Annotated in this window: 15 protein-coding genes; 11 read left to right on the top strand and 4 right to left on the bottom strand. The window is 70.4% G+C overall.

The window, feature by feature from the left end:
• Genes PQS31_RS14505 through yeiP form a run of 3 tightly spaced genes read left to right on the top strand, consistent with a single transcriptional unit; the run spans position 1 to position 1,925 of the window.
• On the top strand, positions 1 to 771 hold the full coding sequence (locus PQS31_RS14505; protein ID WP_272763461.1) for an SDR family NAD(P)-dependent oxidoreductase: 771 nt from the start codon (positions 1 to 3) through the stop codon (positions 769 to 771).
• Positions 772 to 1,362 carry a retropepsin-like aspartic protease gene (locus PQS31_RS14510; protein WP_272763462.1) on the top strand — a complete coding sequence of 197 codons (591 nt, stop codon included), beginning with the start codon at positions 772 to 774 and terminating at the stop codon, positions 1,360 to 1,362. It abuts the gene before it with no gap.
• A complete protein-coding gene (gene yeiP / locus PQS31_RS14515) occupies positions 1,359 to 1,925 on the top strand; it encodes an elongation factor P-like protein YeiP (protein WP_180545367.1) in 567 nt (188 codons plus the stop codon). The genes PQS31_RS14510 and yeiP overlap by 4 nt, the downstream gene beginning before the upstream one ends.
• Before the next feature lie 256 nt (positions 1,926 to 2,181).
• Here yeiP and PQS31_RS14520 read toward each other — a convergent pair whose 3' ends face one another.
• The 3 genes from PQS31_RS14520 to PQS31_RS14530 form a co-directional block, all read right to left on the bottom strand.
• The gene (locus tag PQS31_RS14520) at positions 2,182 to 4,047 is read right to left on the bottom strand and encodes a DUF4105 domain-containing protein (protein ID WP_272763463.1); all 1,866 of its coding nucleotides are present in this window, start codon (positions 4,045 to 4,047) and stop codon (positions 2,182 to 2,184) included.
• Positions 4,048 to 4,169: 122 nt separating this feature from the next.
• Positions 4,170 to 4,469 (bottom strand): DUF2388 domain-containing protein, encoded by a 300-nt coding sequence (locus tag PQS31_RS14525; RefSeq protein ID WP_272763464.1) that lies wholly within the window; start codon positions 4,467 to 4,469, stop codon positions 4,170 to 4,172.
• Positions 4,470 to 4,543: 74 nt separating this feature from the next.
• Positions 4,544 to 5,932 carry an FAD-binding oxidoreductase gene (locus PQS31_RS14530; protein ID WP_272763465.1) on the bottom strand — a complete coding sequence of 463 codons (1,389 nt, stop codon included), beginning with the start codon at positions 5,930 to 5,932 and terminating at the stop codon, positions 4,544 to 4,546.
• A 125-nt stretch (positions 5,933 to 6,057) separates the two neighbouring features.
• Here PQS31_RS14530 and serA point away from each other — a divergent pair, with 125 nt between their 5' ends.
• On the top strand, positions 6,058 to 7,290 hold the full coding sequence (serA, locus tag PQS31_RS14535; protein ID WP_272763467.1) for a phosphoglycerate dehydrogenase: 1,233 nt from the start codon (positions 6,058 to 6,060) through the stop codon (positions 7,288 to 7,290).
• A 208-nt stretch (positions 7,291 to 7,498) separates the two neighbouring features.
• Here the strand turns inward: serA and PQS31_RS14540 are convergent, their stop codons facing one another.
• Positions 7,499 to 7,969, bottom strand: coding sequence for an NUDIX hydrolase (locus PQS31_RS14540; RefSeq protein ID WP_272763550.1), 471 nt, complete (start codon positions 7,967 to 7,969; stop codon positions 7,499 to 7,501).
• Positions 7,970 to 8,255: 286 nt separating this feature from the next.
• Between PQS31_RS14540 and PQS31_RS14545 the strand changes: the two genes are divergently transcribed.
• The 7 genes from PQS31_RS14545 to PQS31_RS14575 all read left to right on the top strand — a co-directional run bounded on the left by PQS31_RS14545 (position 8,256) and on the right by PQS31_RS14575 (position 14,696).
• The gene (locus PQS31_RS14545; protein WP_272763468.1) at positions 8,256 to 9,728 is read left to right on the top strand and encodes an amino acid permease; all 1,473 of its coding nucleotides are present in this window, start codon (positions 8,256 to 8,258) and stop codon (positions 9,726 to 9,728) included.
• An 88-nt stretch (positions 9,729 to 9,816) separates the two neighbouring features.
• Entirely contained in the window at positions 9,817 to 11,127 is a 1,311-nt protein-coding gene (locus PQS31_RS14550) for an amino acid permease (protein WP_272763469.1), read from the top strand.
• Positions 11,124 to 11,366: a hypothetical protein gene (locus PQS31_RS14555; protein ID WP_272763470.1), complete on the top strand. Its 243-nt coding sequence runs from the start codon at positions 11,124 to 11,126 to the stop codon at positions 11,364 to 11,366. Before PQS31_RS14550 ends, PQS31_RS14555 begins: the two co-directional genes overlap by 4 nt.
• A gap of 30 nt (positions 11,367 to 11,396) precedes the next feature.
• Entirely contained in the window at positions 11,397 to 12,044 is a 648-nt protein-coding gene (locus PQS31_RS14560) for a methylthioribulose 1-phosphate dehydratase (protein WP_272763471.1), read from the top strand.
• Between the two features lie 110 nt (positions 12,045 to 12,154).
• The gene (locus tag PQS31_RS14565; RefSeq protein ID WP_272763472.1) at positions 12,155 to 12,709 is read left to right on the top strand and encodes an acireductone dioxygenase; all 555 of its coding nucleotides are present in this window, start codon (positions 12,155 to 12,157) and stop codon (positions 12,707 to 12,709) included.
• Between the two features lie 372 nt (positions 12,710 to 13,081).
• Positions 13,082 to 13,768, top strand: a complete 687-nt coding sequence (gene mtnC, locus PQS31_RS14570) for an acireductone synthase (protein WP_272763473.1) — start codon at positions 13,082 to 13,084, stop codon at positions 13,766 to 13,768.
• A 28-nt stretch (positions 13,769 to 13,796) separates the two neighbouring features.
• The gene (locus PQS31_RS14575) at positions 13,797 to 14,696 is read left to right on the top strand and encodes a C13 family peptidase (protein ID WP_272763475.1); all 900 of its coding nucleotides are present in this window, start codon (positions 13,797 to 13,799) and stop codon (positions 14,694 to 14,696) included.
• Positions 14,697 to 14,735: the final 39 nt, after the last annotated feature.

The raw sequence follows: 14,735 nt of genomic DNA on the forward strand, positions 1-14,735 counted from the left end.
ATGCGCCTCGATTCCGTCCGCGCCATCGTCACCGGCGGCGTCTCCGGCCTCGGCCTCGCCGTCGCCCGCCATCTCGTCTCCGCCGGCGGCAAGGCCGTGCTGTTCGACGTCAACGACGACAAGGGCGCCGAAGCGGTGGCGGCGCTGGGCGAAGCGAATGCCCGGTACCTGCGGACCGACGTCACCGACGAGGCGGGCGTCGTCGCCAACGTCGCTGCGGCGCGGGATTTTCTCGGCGGCCTCAACGCGGCCGTGAACTGCGCCGGCATCCTCGGCGCCGGCCGCGTGCTCGGGCGCGAGGCGCCGATGCCGCTCGAGACTTTCAGCCGCACGGTCATGGTGAACCTGGTCGGCAGCTTCAACGTCGCCAAGGCGGCCGCAGCGTCAATGCAGGGCAACGAGGCCGGTGACGACGGCGAGCGCGGGGTGATCGTCAATACCGCATCGGTCGCCGCCTACGAAGGCCAGATCGGCCAGGCCGCGTACTCGGCCTCCAAGGGCGGCGTGGTCGGCATGACCCTGCCGATGGCGCGCGAACTCGCGCGCTTCGGCATCCGCGTCAACACGATCGCGCCGGGCATCTTCTGGACGCCGATGGTCGACGGCATGCCCGACGAGGTGCAGCAGTCGCTGTCGGCCTCGATTCCGTTCCCGTCGCGTCTCGGCCGGCCGGAGGAATTCGCCGATCTCGTCGCCTACATCCTCGGCAACCGCTACCTCAACGGCGAGACCATCCGCCTCGACGGCGCGGTGCGCCTCGCGCCGAAGTAAGTGAGGCGTCTGCGGCCCTCGTTCGCACCCGGCGCCGCCGCGCTGCTCGCGGCCGCGCTCGTGTGCGCGCCCGTCGCCGCCCAGAACGCGGTGCCGCCCGACGTGGCCGCGGCGCTCGAAGCCGGCGGTTACGCCGCGGTGCCGATGCGCCGGCACGGCGATGCGCATCTCACCGTGCGGATGCAGCTCAACGGCGTGCCGGGGGTCTTCATTCTCGATACCGGGGCGGGGCGCACCGTGCTCGACCGCGCAGCGCAGTCACGATTCGACGAAGGCCGCACGCCGGTGTCGGGCGGCGTGGCCACCGGTGCAGGCGGCGCCGGCGTGGCGATCGCCGCCCTGCCCGACAGCCGCCTGCGCATCGGCGACTACCGCGACGAGGCGTTCACCGTGCACGTGATGCCGCTCGACCACGTCAATGCGGCGTTCGTGCGCCGCGGCGAGGCCGCGGTCGACGGCGTGCTCGGCGCCGATGTGCTCGAGCGCGGCGGCGCGGTCATCGACTATCCCAATCTGCGCCTCTACCTCCGCAACCCCGACGCCGGTCGCGGCGGGGCGTCCTCTTCACCCTCTATCAGCGAACAGCGATGAAAGCCTACGACGTCAAGAAAGGAAACGTGGTCGAACACAACAACGGCGTGTACCAGGTGCGCGACATCGAGCGAAGCTCGCCGCAGGGCCGCGGCGGCAACGTGCGCTTCCGCTTCACGATGTACAGCGTGCCGGGCGGCACCAAGACCGACGCCAGCTTCGACGGCGACGACGAACTGCGCGAGGTCGATCTCGCCCGCCGCCAGGCCAGCTTCTCGTACAAGGACGGCGATGCGTTCGTGTTCATGGACGACGAGGACTTCACCCAGTACACGCTGGACGCGAACGTCGTCGGCGACGGCGCGGGCTACATCACCGACGGCCTGACCGGCTGCTTCGTGCAGGTGATCGACGACGCCCCCGTCGGCCTGCAACTGCCGCAGAGCGTGGTGCTCGAAGTCGTCGACACGCCGCCGGAACTCAAGGGCGGCACCGCGACCAAGCGCCCGAAGCCGGCCGTGCTCAATACCGGCATCGAGATCCAGGTGCCCGAGTACATCACCAACGGCGAACGCGTCTGGGTCAACACCACGACCGGCGAATTCGGCGGCCGCGCGGACTGACGCGGCCCGGGGCGCCCGGCGCCCCGCACGGCGCGCGTTGGATTGCACCCGCGCGTCCGGTGGAGACCATTTGCACGCGGGCGCTCCAGGCGCGGCGGCCCGACGCCGGTGGCGCGCACCGGTACGCCAGGAGCGTTGTCGAAAGATCCACGCGTACCTGCAAGACGAGGTGCATTGCCCCGGGGCGTCGACGATGGCGCGGCGCACCGGACGCTGGACCTCCCGTCCTGCGCGGCGCTGCCGCACGCACGGGTGATCACTCCAGGCGCAGTCCACCGGCCTCGTGATGCAGGACGCGCAGCCGCGTCCCGAGCGCGTCGAGATTCCGGTCCGAGGCGCGGATCCGCGCCTGTGCCTCGGGCGACAGTGCCGAACGCGCCTGGTCCTCGAGCCGGCTGCGCAGTCCGCGCAGCGTCCGCGCACCGGCGCCGACCTCGGCCGCGAGTGCATCCCGCTCCTCGCCATGGGGCAGTCCGTATCCACCATCGAGCAGTTGCGCCGGCCGGCTGAGGCCGTCACCCGCCGCCTGCAGCGCGCGCAGGGTCGCCACCGCGGGCGCGATCTCCGTCGCCCGCTGCGGATCGCGCAACTGGCGCTTGAGCACGTCGCGCAGCGCCAGATCGTCGCGGCGACGCGCCGCCTGCTCCAGGACCAGCAGGGCCGCGCCGTCGCGCAGTTGCGTGGTCGCGAGCCAGGGCGCGCGCGCAGCGGGACCGAGTTCGAACCAGTCGGCGACCCGCGCGACCGGCAGCGGCTGCGCGCCGCGCGCGACGTCGAACAGCGACTGGTATTCGTTCTCGGCGGACGGAAAATACGCACCTGCACGTACCGCATCCTCGCGCTCGAGCACCGATGCATCCGCCATGCCACGACGCACGAGCCGCCGCAGCAGACCGGTCGGCGTGATGCTGCGCAGCCCGGCGCCCGCGAGGCGTGGCACGCCGGTCTGCAGCAACGCCCAGGTCTCCACCGCACAGTTGTTGCTGACGAAGTAATACCGGCCGTCATAGCTCCAGTGCAGCGTGGCCGCCTGCACCATCAGGCCCGCGATCTCGTCGCCCGACAGCGCCAGCGGAATCGACTGCAGACCGCGCAATTCCAGTTTCGTGTACTCCTCGATCACCTGGTCGAGCGGCAGCACGAACAGACGCGAGGGATAGCGTCCGGTCAGCCCGCGCCAGCTGGAGATCTGCACGTCGTCGACGAAGGCGCGGAACGACAGCACACGATGGTGTGCGAGATCGAACCGGCAGTCCGGGCCGGGCGCGCGCCCCGGCGCGCAGATCACCAGCCGCAGCATGCTGTGGCCCCAGCGGCTCATCGGACGCGCGTTGCCTTCGGCGAGCAGGTAGTCGACCGCGTAGATGCGTGCCGGATCGAGATCGAGCAGCGGCGACGCGCCCGTCTCGTGGAGGTGCACGGCGTCGGCCTCCACGAACGGCAGCGCCGGGTCGCAGGCTGCGCCCTCGGGCGCCCACGCGAAATGCGCGGCGAAGTGGGCATGCAGCGCCGGCCGGCGACAGGCGTAGTCCGGGTCGAGCAGGAAGTGTTCGAGATTGACCGCGACGAACTCGGCCGGCGCGTGGCGTTCGTAGGGATCGGGGCTGCGATCGGTCATCGCGTTGTCGGCGGCGCGCAGCCCGAAACGCAGCGGCCGGACCGGCCAGCCGGCCAGATCACGCAGGCGCGCATCCCGCGACAGCCCGCCGTGTGGCGAACGATCGTAGCGGTGGGCAAGTTCGTGCAGCACGGCGGCGAGCGCCGCGCGACGCGCCGGGGCCTCCACCCCGGCCGCGGCGCCGGCGCCGATCCAGTCGTCGAGCAGGGTCCGCCGCAGCAGGACGCGGTCGCCACGCGAGTGGCCGTGCACGCCGTCGCGCAGGTCGTCGCGCCACTGCACGCGGACGTCGAGTCCGTCGGCACTGCGCCAGGCCGGCGGCAGCGCGGCCACCGCGGCCTCGAGCACCTGCGTGGCCGCCGCGTGGCGGGACGGGTCCAGCGCCGCGGCGTCATGCGTGTCGAGTTCCCAGCGCCAGGACGCCAGCGCGCCGCTGCTGGCAACGCACAGCAGCAGGGCGCCCAGCGCCTGCACCACGAAGACGTGCCTGCCGCCTGCGGCCATCAGGGCGTCCCCTGCTGCGACACGGGGCGCGCGTTCGATCGCGCGCGACCGGGCGTCGCCCCGCCCTGCGCAGACTCGGGCACGGCCATGCGTCGCCGCCGGAGGCCGGACGCGGCGTGGCCTCAGCGGGCGAGAATCGCCTGGGCCAGCTGGAGATCGCTGGCGGTGCGTGCATCCGCGTTCGAGGCGCGCAGATGACGCAGTGCGGCCTCGAGCTGCACGCCACGGATGCGTCCGTCGCTGGCGACGAAGCTCGCCGCGTCCTCGCGGGCCTGCACCACGACCTTGTCGTTGCCCGACGTGCTGCCGCTCGAGGCCGACGATCCCGCCGCGGACGCGCCGCCGGTGGTGCCGGCGAAACTGCCGGCGAGCGCGGGCGACGAGAGGGCGATCAGGGCGCAGGCGAGCAAGGGACGGGACATCGCGGGATCTCCGGGCAGGGGCGGCCGACTGTACACGACGTGCACACCCTGCTCCCGCGGCGCGCGTGGGTCGCTCAGGGATCGAACAGCTTGCCCGGATTCAGGATGCCGGCCGGATCGAGTGCCGCCTTGATGCCGCGCATCACGGCGATCTCCGCATCGCTGCGGGTCGAGCGCAGATAGGGCTTCTTGACGAGGCCGATGCCGTGTTCGGCCGAGATGCTGCCGCCGTGCCGCTGCAGCGCGGCGGCGAGCAGCTTGGTCACGCGCTCGCACTCGACCACGAAGTCCGCGTTCGCCATCACCTCGGGCTTGAGCACGTTGATATGCAGGTTGCCGTCGCCGATGTGCCCGAACCAGACCACATCGAACTGCGGATACTCGGCCGCCAGCAGCGCCTGGGTCTCGGCCAGGAACGCCGGCATCGCCGACACCCGCACCGAGACGTCGTTCTTGTACGGCACGTAGGGCGCCAGGCTTTCGGTGATGCCCTCGCGCAGGCGCCACAGCTGGGCGGCCTGGGTGTCGCCGTGACTGATTACGCCGTCCTCCACCCAGCCCTGCTCCACGCAGTGCTCGAACGCCGACAGCACCGCCACCTCGCCGGCCTCGCCCTCGCTGGCGAACTCGGCGACCACGTAGAACGGGTACGCGGTGTCGAACGGCGGCTGCGCGCCGTGGGCGACCACGTGATGCAGCGCGCGGTCGGTGAAGAACTCGAAGGCCTCCAGCCCGAGCCGCTCGCGCAGCGCCTGGAACACCTGCATCAGCACCTCGAACGACGGCAGCGCGAGCAGCATCACCCGCGTCGCCGGCGCCGGCCCGGCCAGCCGCAACGTGGCCTCGACGATGACGCCCAGCGTGCCCTCGGACGCGACGGCCAGGTGCCGCAGGTCGTAGCCGCTGGAGTTCTTGACCAGGCCGCGGTTGAGATCGAGCAGTTCGCCGGTGCCGGTGACCAGCTTGACCCCGGCCACCCACTCGCGCGTGTTGCCGTAGCGCACGACGCGGATGCCGCCGGCGTTGGTGGCGATGTTGCCGCCGATCGTGCACGAACCGCGCGCGGCGAAATCCACCGGATACTGCAGGCCATGCGCGCGCGCGGCGTCCTGCACCGTTTCGAGCGCGGCGCCGGCCTGCACGGTCAGCAGGCGGTCGACCGGTTCGAAGGCCAGCACCTTGTTCATTTTCTGCAGGCTGAGCACCAGCTCGCCGTTCGCGGCGACCGCGCCACCCGACAGGCCGGTGCGGCCGCCCGAGGGCACCACGGCCAAGCCGTGCGCATGGGCCCAGTGCATCACCGCCTGCACCTGGGCGACATCGGCCGGCAATGCGATCGCCAGCGGCGCCGGCGTCCAGCGTCGGGTCCAGTCGACGCCGTAGTGGGCGAGGTCGGCAGGATCGGTCAGCACCTGCAACGCGGGCACCGCGGCCTGCAGGCTGGAAACGCGCGCGTCGGACATGCGTGGGCGCCGGAATCGAGGGGGAGGCCAGCCTGCCAGCCGCCCCTGTCCGCGTCCAGCGCCGGGCCGCGCCCGCACCGCGCTTCTGGCACCATGTGGCGCCCCGTCGAAGGCGCCGTGTACCGATGAAGACTTCGTTTCCCAAGGGCGACATCCGCGTCCTGCTGCTCGAAGGCGTGAGCCAGAGCGCGGTCGACGTGTTCAAGGCGGCCGGCTACACCCAGATCGACGTGCACCCCAAGTCGCTGCCCGAGGACCAGCTGCGCGCACGCATCGCCGACGCGCACATCGTCGGCATCCGCTCGCGGACCGAACTCACCGCCGAGGTACTCTCCGATGCGCGCCGGCTGATGGCGATCGGCTGCTTCTGCATCGGCACCAACCAGGTGGACCTGGACGCCGCGGAACGCGCCGGCATTCCGGTGTTCAATGCGCCCTACTCCAACACCCGCAGCGTGGCCGAACTGGTCGTCGCCGAGGCGATCATGCTGCTGCGCGGCATTCCGCAGAAGAATGCGCAGTGTCACCGCGGCGGCTGGAGCAAATCCGCGCTCGGCAGCCACGAAGCGCGTGGCAAGACGCTGGGCATCGTGGGCTACGGCCATATCGGCACCCAGGTCGGCGTGCTGGCCGAAGCGCTGGGCATGCACGTGCTCTTCCACGACATCGAGACCAAACTCTCGCTCGGCAATGCGCGCAGTGCCGCGAGCCTCGAGGATCTGCTCGCGCGCAGCGACGTGGTCACGCTGCACGTGCCCGAGACGCCGGCGACCAAGCTGATGTTCGGCGCCGCGGAACTCGCGGCCATGAAGCCCGGCGCCCACCTGATCAACGCCTCGCGCGGCACGGTGGTCGACATCGACGCACTCGACGCCGCGCTGCGCAGCGGCCAGGTCGGCGGCGCGGCGATCGACGTGTTTCCGGTCGAGCCCAAGGGCAATGACGACGCCTTCGAATCCCCGCTGCTGGGCCACGACAACGTGCTGCTCACCCCGCACGTCGGCGGCAGCACGCTCGAGGCCCAGGACAACATCGGCGTCGAGGTCGCCGCCAAGCTGGTGCGCTACAGCGACAACGGCAGCACGCTCTCGGCGGTGAACTTCCCCGAAGTCACCCTGCCCGAGCACGCCGGCAGCCACCGCCTGCTGCATCTGCACCGCAACGTGCCGGGCGTGCTGTCGAAGATCAACGAGGTGTTCTCGCGCGAAGCGATCAACATCGACGGCCAGTACCTGCGCACGAATGCGAACGTGGGCTACGTGGTCATCGACGTCGCCGCCACCGAAGACCAGGCCACGCATCTGCGCAGCGAGCTGTCGAAGATCGACGGGACGCTGCGGACGCGGGTGCTTTACTAGCTGTGATTCGTGATTCGTGATTAGGAGAAGCGGGGCGGCGCTGCGGGCTGATCGGTACACGAAGGCTCGGTGAGTGGAAAGCCGCTGTCGGGAATGCCAGCTCGATATGCGTGTTCGACTGCCGAAGGCATCGCATGCTGCGCTTTGTTGTGATTGCGCGGAAGGACTTGGAGCGCGGCAGCTCCCCTTTCGAATCACCAATCACCAATCACGAATCACCGCCTCGATGCTTCCTCGCCATCCGACGCAGCGACGCGTCGTAGGCTGCATCGTCGACCATGGCGACGATCGGCACCCACGCCAGCGCATGCGATTCCTCGCTGACGACGAACGTCTCGTCGGCGCCGGCGTGGACGATGTAGCGCACGTCGTAATGCCAGTGCGCGGGCACGCCCTTGTGCTCGGGAATGCGGTGCCGGTCGAGATCCACGATCACCGGGTCGACGCGGACGTCGCGCAGGCCGGTTTCCTCTTCGGTCTCACGCAGCGCCACGCGGGCCAGGTCCTGGTCGCCATCGGCATGTCCCCCCGGCTGCAGCCACAGACCGAGCTTGCGGTGGTGGGTGAGCAGCGTGCGCGCACCGTCGGCGCTGACGACGAAGGCGGATGCGGTGAAGTGCCCGGCCAGGCGTTCGCGCACGAACGGATCGAGGGGATCGTCGAGCAGATCGAGGAACAGCCGCGCGGTGTCGGCCTCGTCCGGATGACGTCGCGCGTAGTCGACGAACGCGGCGGCGAGCGCAGGATTTCGGGACGGAACGGGGCGTGAGTCGGGCACGGGAATGCTGCGCTGCGGCGTGACAGTGACGGGGAAATACCGCGGAGCGATGCGCCGTGACGCGTACTCCACGTCGCTTGTGCGGGGCGTCCGCGTTTGGCATGGTACCGCGATCCCCGCGCAGCCACGCCGCGCGGATTTCGAATCGCGCAAGCGTTCGCACGACCACTCGGGGAAGTACGCACCCATGCTCAAGAGTCTGTTCCGGGTCAAGCCCGTTGAAGCCGCGCCTCATGTCGACGCCGGTGAACCCGTCGAGGGCAGCCTGCAGGGCGAAGCCACGCTCAAGCGCACGCTGACGGCCAGGCATCTGGTGTTGCTGGGCATGGGCGCGGTGATCGGTGCGGGCATCTTCGTGCTGACCGGTCAGGCCGCGGCCAATCACGCGGGCCCGGCGATCATGCTCAGCTTCGTGCTCGCCGGCCTGGCCTGCGCGTTCGCCGGTCTGTGCTACGCCGAGTTCTCGGCCCTGCTGCCGGTCTCGGGCAGCGCCTACTCCTATTCCTACGCCACGCTCGGCGAGTTCATCGCCTGGTTCATCGGCTGGTGCCTGGTGCTCGAATACCTGTTCGCCTCGTCGACCGTCGCGGTCGGCTGGTCCGGATATTTCGTGAGTTTCCTCACCACCACACTCGGCCTGCCGTTCCCCGCCGAACTCGCCGGCGCGCCGCTGGCCTGGGTGGACGGCGGCTTCGTGCGCACCGCGAACATGTTCAACCTGCCGGCGGTGATGATCGTCGCCGCGGTCAGCGGGCTGTGCTACGTGGGCATCACCCAGTCGGCCTTCGTCAACGGCATCGTCGTGGCGATCAAGACCGCGGTGATCGCCGCGTTCCTCGGCTTCGGCTTCTTCTATGTCGATCCCGCCAACTGGACGCCGTTCATTCCCGAGAACGTGGGCCCGGGCCAGTTCGGCATGGACGGCGTGTTCCGCGCCGCGACGATCGTGTTCTTCGCCTACATCGGCTTCGATGCGGTGTCGACGGCGGCGGGTGAAGCGAAGAATCCGCAGCGCGACATGCCGATCGGCATCCTCGGTTCGCTGGCGATCTGCACCGTCATCTACATCGCGGTGTGCGCGGTGCTCACCGGCATGCTGCCCTATACCGAACTCAACACCGCCAAGCCGGTCGCCACCGCGCTGGAGGCGTATCCCAACCTCGCCTGGCTCAAGACCGCGGTCGAGATCGGCGCGATCGCCGGCCTGTCGTCGGTGATCCTAGTGATGCTGATGGCGCAGCCGCGCATCTTCTACACGATGTCGCGCGACGGCCTGTTGCCCAAGGTGTTCGGCAAGGTCCACCCCAAGCACCAGACGCCCTACGTCGGCACGATCGTCGTCGGCATCGCCGCCTGCCTGCTCGCCGGCCTGATGCCGCTGAGCGTCCTGGGCGAGCTGGTGTCGACGGGCACGCTGGTCGCGTTCGCCACCGTGTGCCTGGGTGTGCTGGTGCTGCGCCGCACCCGTCCGGAACTGCATCGTCCGTTCCGCGTGCCGATGGCGGCGGTCATCTGTCCGCTCGGCTTCCTGTCGTGCATGTTCCTGTTCTTCCAGTCGTTCCGCGAACACTGGCACCTGTTCGTGGCGTGGACGATCATCGGCATGGCGATCTACTTCCTCTACGGCCGGCGGCACAGCAAGCTCAACACCGCGGCCTGAGCCCGCCCGCCTTCCGCCCACGGCCCGCCCTCGCGCGGGCCGTGTCGGTGATGGCACCGTCCGCTTCAACCTCCAGCCGGTAGCCCCGATGTCCACGACCTCCACCGCCAAGAAGATCGGCCCGGTACTGGCCACGTTCGTGGTCGCCAACAACATGATCGGCTCGGGCTTCTTCCTGCTGCCGGCATCGCTGGCCGGCGTCGGCGGCGTCACCGCGTTCGCCTGGCTGCTGGGCACGATTCTCGCGGTGGCCCTGGGCGGCGCGTTCGCACGGCTCGCACGCCAGTATCCGGACCTCAACTCGCCCGACGACTACGTGCGGCCCGCGCTCGGACGCGACATGGGCTTCCTCGCCACCACGCTGTACTGGATCTCGTCGTGGATGGGCAACAACGCGATCGCGGTCGCGGCCTTCGGCTATCTGGTGATCCTGCTGCCGATCGACGACGGCGGCGGCGTGCGCCTGGTCGGCCAGGTGGTGCTGATCTGGCTGATGTTCGCGCTGAACCTGCTGGGCCCGCGCTCGATCGCGCGCTTCCAGTCGATGTGCGTGATCTTCGGCCTGCTGCCGGTGGTGGCGGTGCTGATCGCCGGCTGGGGCAGCTTCGATGCCGACATCTACCGCGACGGCTGGAACGTCACCGACAACTCGGATACCGCGGTCGTCTTCGGCGCACTGGCCTCGGTGTTCTGGGCCTTCGTCGGCCTGGAGACCGGGGCCATGGTCGCCGGCGTCGTCCGCAACCCGAACCGCAACGTCCCGATCGCGACGCTGGGCGGCATCCTGATCGCCGGCGTCGTCTACCTGGTGTCGTCGGTGCTGATGATGGGCATCGTGCCCGCCGAGCAGATGGCCGCATCCAGCGCGCCGTTCGCGCTGGTCGCCGGGCAGATGTTCGGCGCCTGGGCGATTCCGGTGATCGCGGCGGCCGCGGCGCTCAAGGCCACCGGCACGCTGGGCGGCTGGATGCTGGTCACCGGTGAATCCGGCGCGCGCGCCGCGCAGCGCGGGTTCCTGCCGGCGATCTTCGGCCGCGTGCGCGCGAACGGTTCGGCCGGCTGGGGGTTGTTCATCATCGCGCTGTCGATGACCGCCATCGCGGTGCTGACCCAGGCGCCGACGGTCGGCGAGCAGTTCGGCACGATCATCGAGATGGTCGTCACCCTGGTCGTCATGGCCTATGTCGCGGCCGGCCTGAGCCTGCTGTTCGGCACGCCGGCGCGGCGCCCCACGGGCAGCGATCGCGCCCTGGGCATGGGCGCCCTGCTCGCCTGCGGCCTGCTGGCGTGGTCCACCGATACCGACATCCTGGTCGGCGCGCTGATCGTTGCCCTGCTCGCCTGGGCCGCCTACCGGGGCTTCTCGCGCCGGCGCGTCGAGGACGGCCCGCGCGCATGAGCGCACCCGACCGCGACCCCTGGTTCCCGGCCAAGACCGTCGGCTTCGGCTGGGGCCCGCCGCGGCGCTGGCAGGGCTGGGTGGTGCTCGCGTTGTACGTGGCGGCGGTCGTCGGTCTCGCGCTGCGTTTCCCGCCGCAGCGCGAGCCCGCCGTGTTCCTGATCGGCGTGGGCCTGGCCACCGTGCTGCTGATCATCGTCTGCGCCCTGAAGGGCGAACCCCCGCGCTGGCGACGCTGACCCGGCATTCCGCGCGCTAGACTTCGCGTCATGTCCGAGACCACCACGCCCTACGACGTCCACCGCCTGCGCGAGCTCGCCGGTGAGCTGATCGTCAACATCCGCGAGCTGGCCCAGGCCGGCTGGACGCCCGCCACGAGCAGCAATTTCTCGCGCCGCCTCGACGACCGCCACGCGGCGATCACGGTCTCGGGCCGCGACAAGGGCCGGCTGAAAGAGGACGACATCATGGTCGTCGACTTCGACGGCGCGGCCGTCGGCAGCGCGCACCGGCCGTCCGCCGAGACCCTGCTCCACACCCAGCTCTACCGCCGGTTTCCCGATGTCGGCTGCATCCTGCACACGCATTCGCCGACCCAGACCATCGCCTCGCGCCTGTTTGCCGATGCCGGCCACGTGCGTCTGGACGGCTATGAACTGCTGAAGGCCTTCGCCGGCAATCACACGCACGAGATGGCGGTCGACGTGCCGGTGCTGCCCAACAGCCAGGACATGCAGGTGCTGTCGGCGCAGGTGGAATCGCTGCTCGATGCCGGACCGATGTGGGGCTACCTGATCGACGGCCACGGCCTCTACGCCTGGGGCCGCGACATGGCCGAGGCACGCCGGCACCTGGAGGCCTTCGAATTCCTGCTGCATTGCGAACTCGAATTGCGCCGGTTCGGCGCGCGCGGCTGAAGCCGCGCGGACCGCGCACCCGTGGAACGCCCGCGTTCCAGCGCGGTCAACGTTGCGGCGCGAAGGCTTTGCTAACCTGAGCCGCCCGCATCGCGCCGAGTCCGACCGCCATGAGCCGCCTCCGCATCTTCGACGACACCGCGCCCGAGACACCGCTGTTCGACAGCCGTGACGGCGACGCCATTGCCCGCGAACTGCAGGCCATCGGCGTGACCTTCGAACGCTGGCAGGCCGCGAAGCCGGTCGAGGCGGGCGCTTCGTCCGAGGAGGTCATCGCCGCGTACCAGGCCGATATCGACCGCATCAGCGCCGAGCGCGGCTTCAACACCGTCGACGTGATCAGCATCGCGCCCGACAACCCCAAGCGCGACGAACTGCGGGCGAAGTTCCTCGAGGAGCACTTCCACAAGGAAGACGAGGTGCGCTTCTTCGTCGACGGCTCGGGGCTGTTCACCCTGCACGTCGAGGGCAAGGTCTACGAGATCGAATGCGTGAAGAACGATCTGATCGGTGTGCCCGACGGTGTGACCCACTGGTTCGACATGGGCCCGGAACCGCGCTTCGTCGCGATCCGCTTCTTCGAGCAGCCCGACGGCTGGGTGGGTCATTTCACCGGGTCGGACATCGCGCAGAAGTTTCCGCGGTACGAGCCCGGTTCGCGCTGAAGCGGCATCCGGCGATCCGGCCGGCGCGTGCATGGACGCACGCATCCCCACGGCCGACAGTGTCCCGTCCACCGCCATGCCCGCGCAGGCGGGAATCCGGTGTCGTCGCGTTCGACGTGCGGCAGCGCAATCGCTCGTCGCCGTGCGCACGGGGTCTATTCGATGCCGCAAACCCGCGCCGCCTCAACCAGCCCGGAAGGCGCTTGGATTCCCCCCTGCGCGGACGGACGGATTCGGCGACTCGCGTGGTCTGCGGCGCGTGCCCGGCGGAGCGGCTGGCACTGACGCGCCGGGCGTCCAGGCCAGACCGCTGCAAGCCGGGCCGACACCCGACGCCGTACACTTCCACGCCCCGAACCGGCTGACCCGCGGATGATCCTGACCGACATCGAAGGCACGACCAGCAGCATTTCGTTCGTCAAGGACGTGCTGTTCCCGTACGCGCGACGCGCCCTGCCCGGCTTCGTGGCCGCACACGGCCACGCGCCCGAAGTGCGCGCCTGGCTGGACGCGGTGCGCGAGGAGACCGGTGCCGCCGACGACGCGGCCGTCGTCGCGACGCTGCAGGACTGGATCGACGCCGATCGCAAGCACACCGCGCTCAAGGCGCTGCAGGGCATGATCTGGGCCGACGGCTACCGCGATGCCGACTTCACCGCGCACATCTATCCGGATGCGGCCGAGGCGCTGCATCGCTGGCACGCCGCAGGCGAGCGGATGGCGGTGTATTCGTCCGGCTCGGTGCCGGCGCAGAAGCTGTTCTTCGGCCACAGTGACGCCGGTGACCTGACCGGTCTGTTCTCGGCCTGGTTCGACACCGAGATCGGCGGCAAACGCGAGGCGGCGAGTTACACCCGGATCGCCGAGGCCCTGCAGGTCGCGCCGGTGGAGCTGCTGTTCCTGTCGGACGTGGTCGCCGAGCTCGACGCCGCACGCGAGGCGGGCCTCGGCACGGTGCTGGTCGATCGTCTGGACGATTACCCCGAGCCGCGCGACGCCACCGCGGCCAACGGCCATCCCCGGGTGACGCGTTTCGACGCGATTGATCCGGCGCGCTGACCCGGCGTCCGTCGTGCAGGGCCGGCCCGTGTCCCGTCCCGTCCGCCCACGCTGGCCGCATGCGCTCGCCGGGCTGTTGCTGGCCTTCGCCTGCGCCTGGGCCGCGGCGAACGACACGGCGGCGCCCGGTCCGCAGGCGGCACTGGCCGTCCGCGACCGCGCCCTGATCGACACGGCGGTGGCGCGCATGCCCGCCCCCGCGGACGAGGCGCCGGTGCTGTACGTGATCGGCATGGCCGGTGACGGCACCGAGGACGTGTTCCGCAACGAGGTGCACTTTCTCGAAAGCGGTGCAGCCGCGCGCCTCGGCGCCGGTGCGCGCACGCTCACGCTGGTCAACCACGCCGACAGTCTCGACGCGCGGCCGCGGCCGCTCGCCACGGCCGCCAATCTGCGTCATGCGCTGGAACGGGTGGCGGCCCGGCAGCGGCCCGACGATCTGCTGCTGCTCTACCTCACGATGCACGGCAGCGAGGACCACCAGCTCGGCGTGCATTGGCCGCCCTACGTGGACGAGACCATCCGCCCGAAGGCATTGCGCGCGATGCTGGACCAGGCCGGCATCGGTCCGCGCATCGTCGTCGTGTCGGCGTGCTACGCCGGCGGTTTCGTTCCCGCGCTGCGTGCACCCGACACGCTGGTGATCACCGCCGCCGCGGCCGACCGGCCATCGTTCGGCTGCGGGAGCGAATCGACCATCACGTTCTTCGGTCGCGCGTGGCTGCTCGACGGCCTCAACCGGGATCGCGACTTCACCGCGGCGTACCGGCACGCGACGCATGCGATCGCCGCGCGTGAAACCGGTCTCGGCTTCACGCCGTCGCGCCCGCAGATCGACGTCGGCAAGCGTGTGCCGCCGCGTCTGGCGCGCTGGCTGGCGACGCTGCCGCCCGCCGCCCCGGCCCGCTACCCCTATCCCGTGGACTGAGCCGCGCCCGGCGCGCGCGCCGCTCCCGGCTGCCCTCGT

The sequence above is a fragment of the Luteimonas sp. BLCC-B24 genome (genome assembly GCF_028550595.1).
Lineage (GTDB): Bacteria > Pseudomonadota > Gammaproteobacteria > Xanthomonadales > Xanthomonadaceae > Luteimonas.

What these genes read in the sequence shown, in the direction of transcription:
- PQS31_RS14505 (WP_272763461.1), top strand. Translation starts at nt 1, where the DNA reads ATGCGCCTCGATTCCGTCCGCGCCATCGTCACCGGCGGCGTCTCCGGC.
- yeiP (WP_180545367.1), top strand. Translation starts at nt 1,359, where the DNA reads ATGAAAGCCTACGACGTCAAGAAAGGAAACGTGGTCGAACACAACAAC.
- PQS31_RS14520 (WP_272763463.1), bottom strand. Translation starts at nt 4,047, where the DNA reads ATGGCCGCAGGCGGCAGGCACGTCTTCGTGGTGCAGGCGCTGGGCGCC.
- PQS31_RS14525 (WP_272763464.1), bottom strand. Translation starts at nt 4,469, where the DNA reads ATGTCCCGTCCCTTGCTCGCCTGCGCCCTGATCGCCCTCTCGTCGCCC.
- PQS31_RS14530 (WP_272763465.1), bottom strand. Translation starts at nt 5,932, where the DNA reads ATGTCCGACGCGCGCGTTTCCAGCCTGCAGGCCGCGGTGCCCGCGTTG.
- serA (WP_272763467.1), top strand. Translation starts at nt 6,058, where the DNA reads ATGAAGACTTCGTTTCCCAAGGGCGACATCCGCGTCCTGCTGCTCGAA.
- PQS31_RS14545 (WP_272763468.1), top strand. Translation starts at nt 8,256, where the DNA reads ATGCTCAAGAGTCTGTTCCGGGTCAAGCCCGTTGAAGCCGCGCCTCAT.
- PQS31_RS14550 (WP_272763469.1), top strand. Translation starts at nt 9,817, where the DNA reads ATGTCCACGACCTCCACCGCCAAGAAGATCGGCCCGGTACTGGCCACG.
- PQS31_RS14555 (WP_272763470.1), top strand. Translation starts at nt 11,124, where the DNA reads ATGAGCGCACCCGACCGCGACCCCTGGTTCCCGGCCAAGACCGTCGGC.
- PQS31_RS14560 (WP_272763471.1), top strand. Translation starts at nt 11,397, where the DNA reads ATGTCCGAGACCACCACGCCCTACGACGTCCACCGCCTGCGCGAGCTC.
- PQS31_RS14565 (WP_272763472.1), top strand. Translation starts at nt 12,155, where the DNA reads ATGAGCCGCCTCCGCATCTTCGACGACACCGCGCCCGAGACACCGCTG.
- mtnC (WP_272763473.1), top strand. Translation starts at nt 13,082, where the DNA reads ATGATCCTGACCGACATCGAAGGCACGACCAGCAGCATTTCGTTCGTC.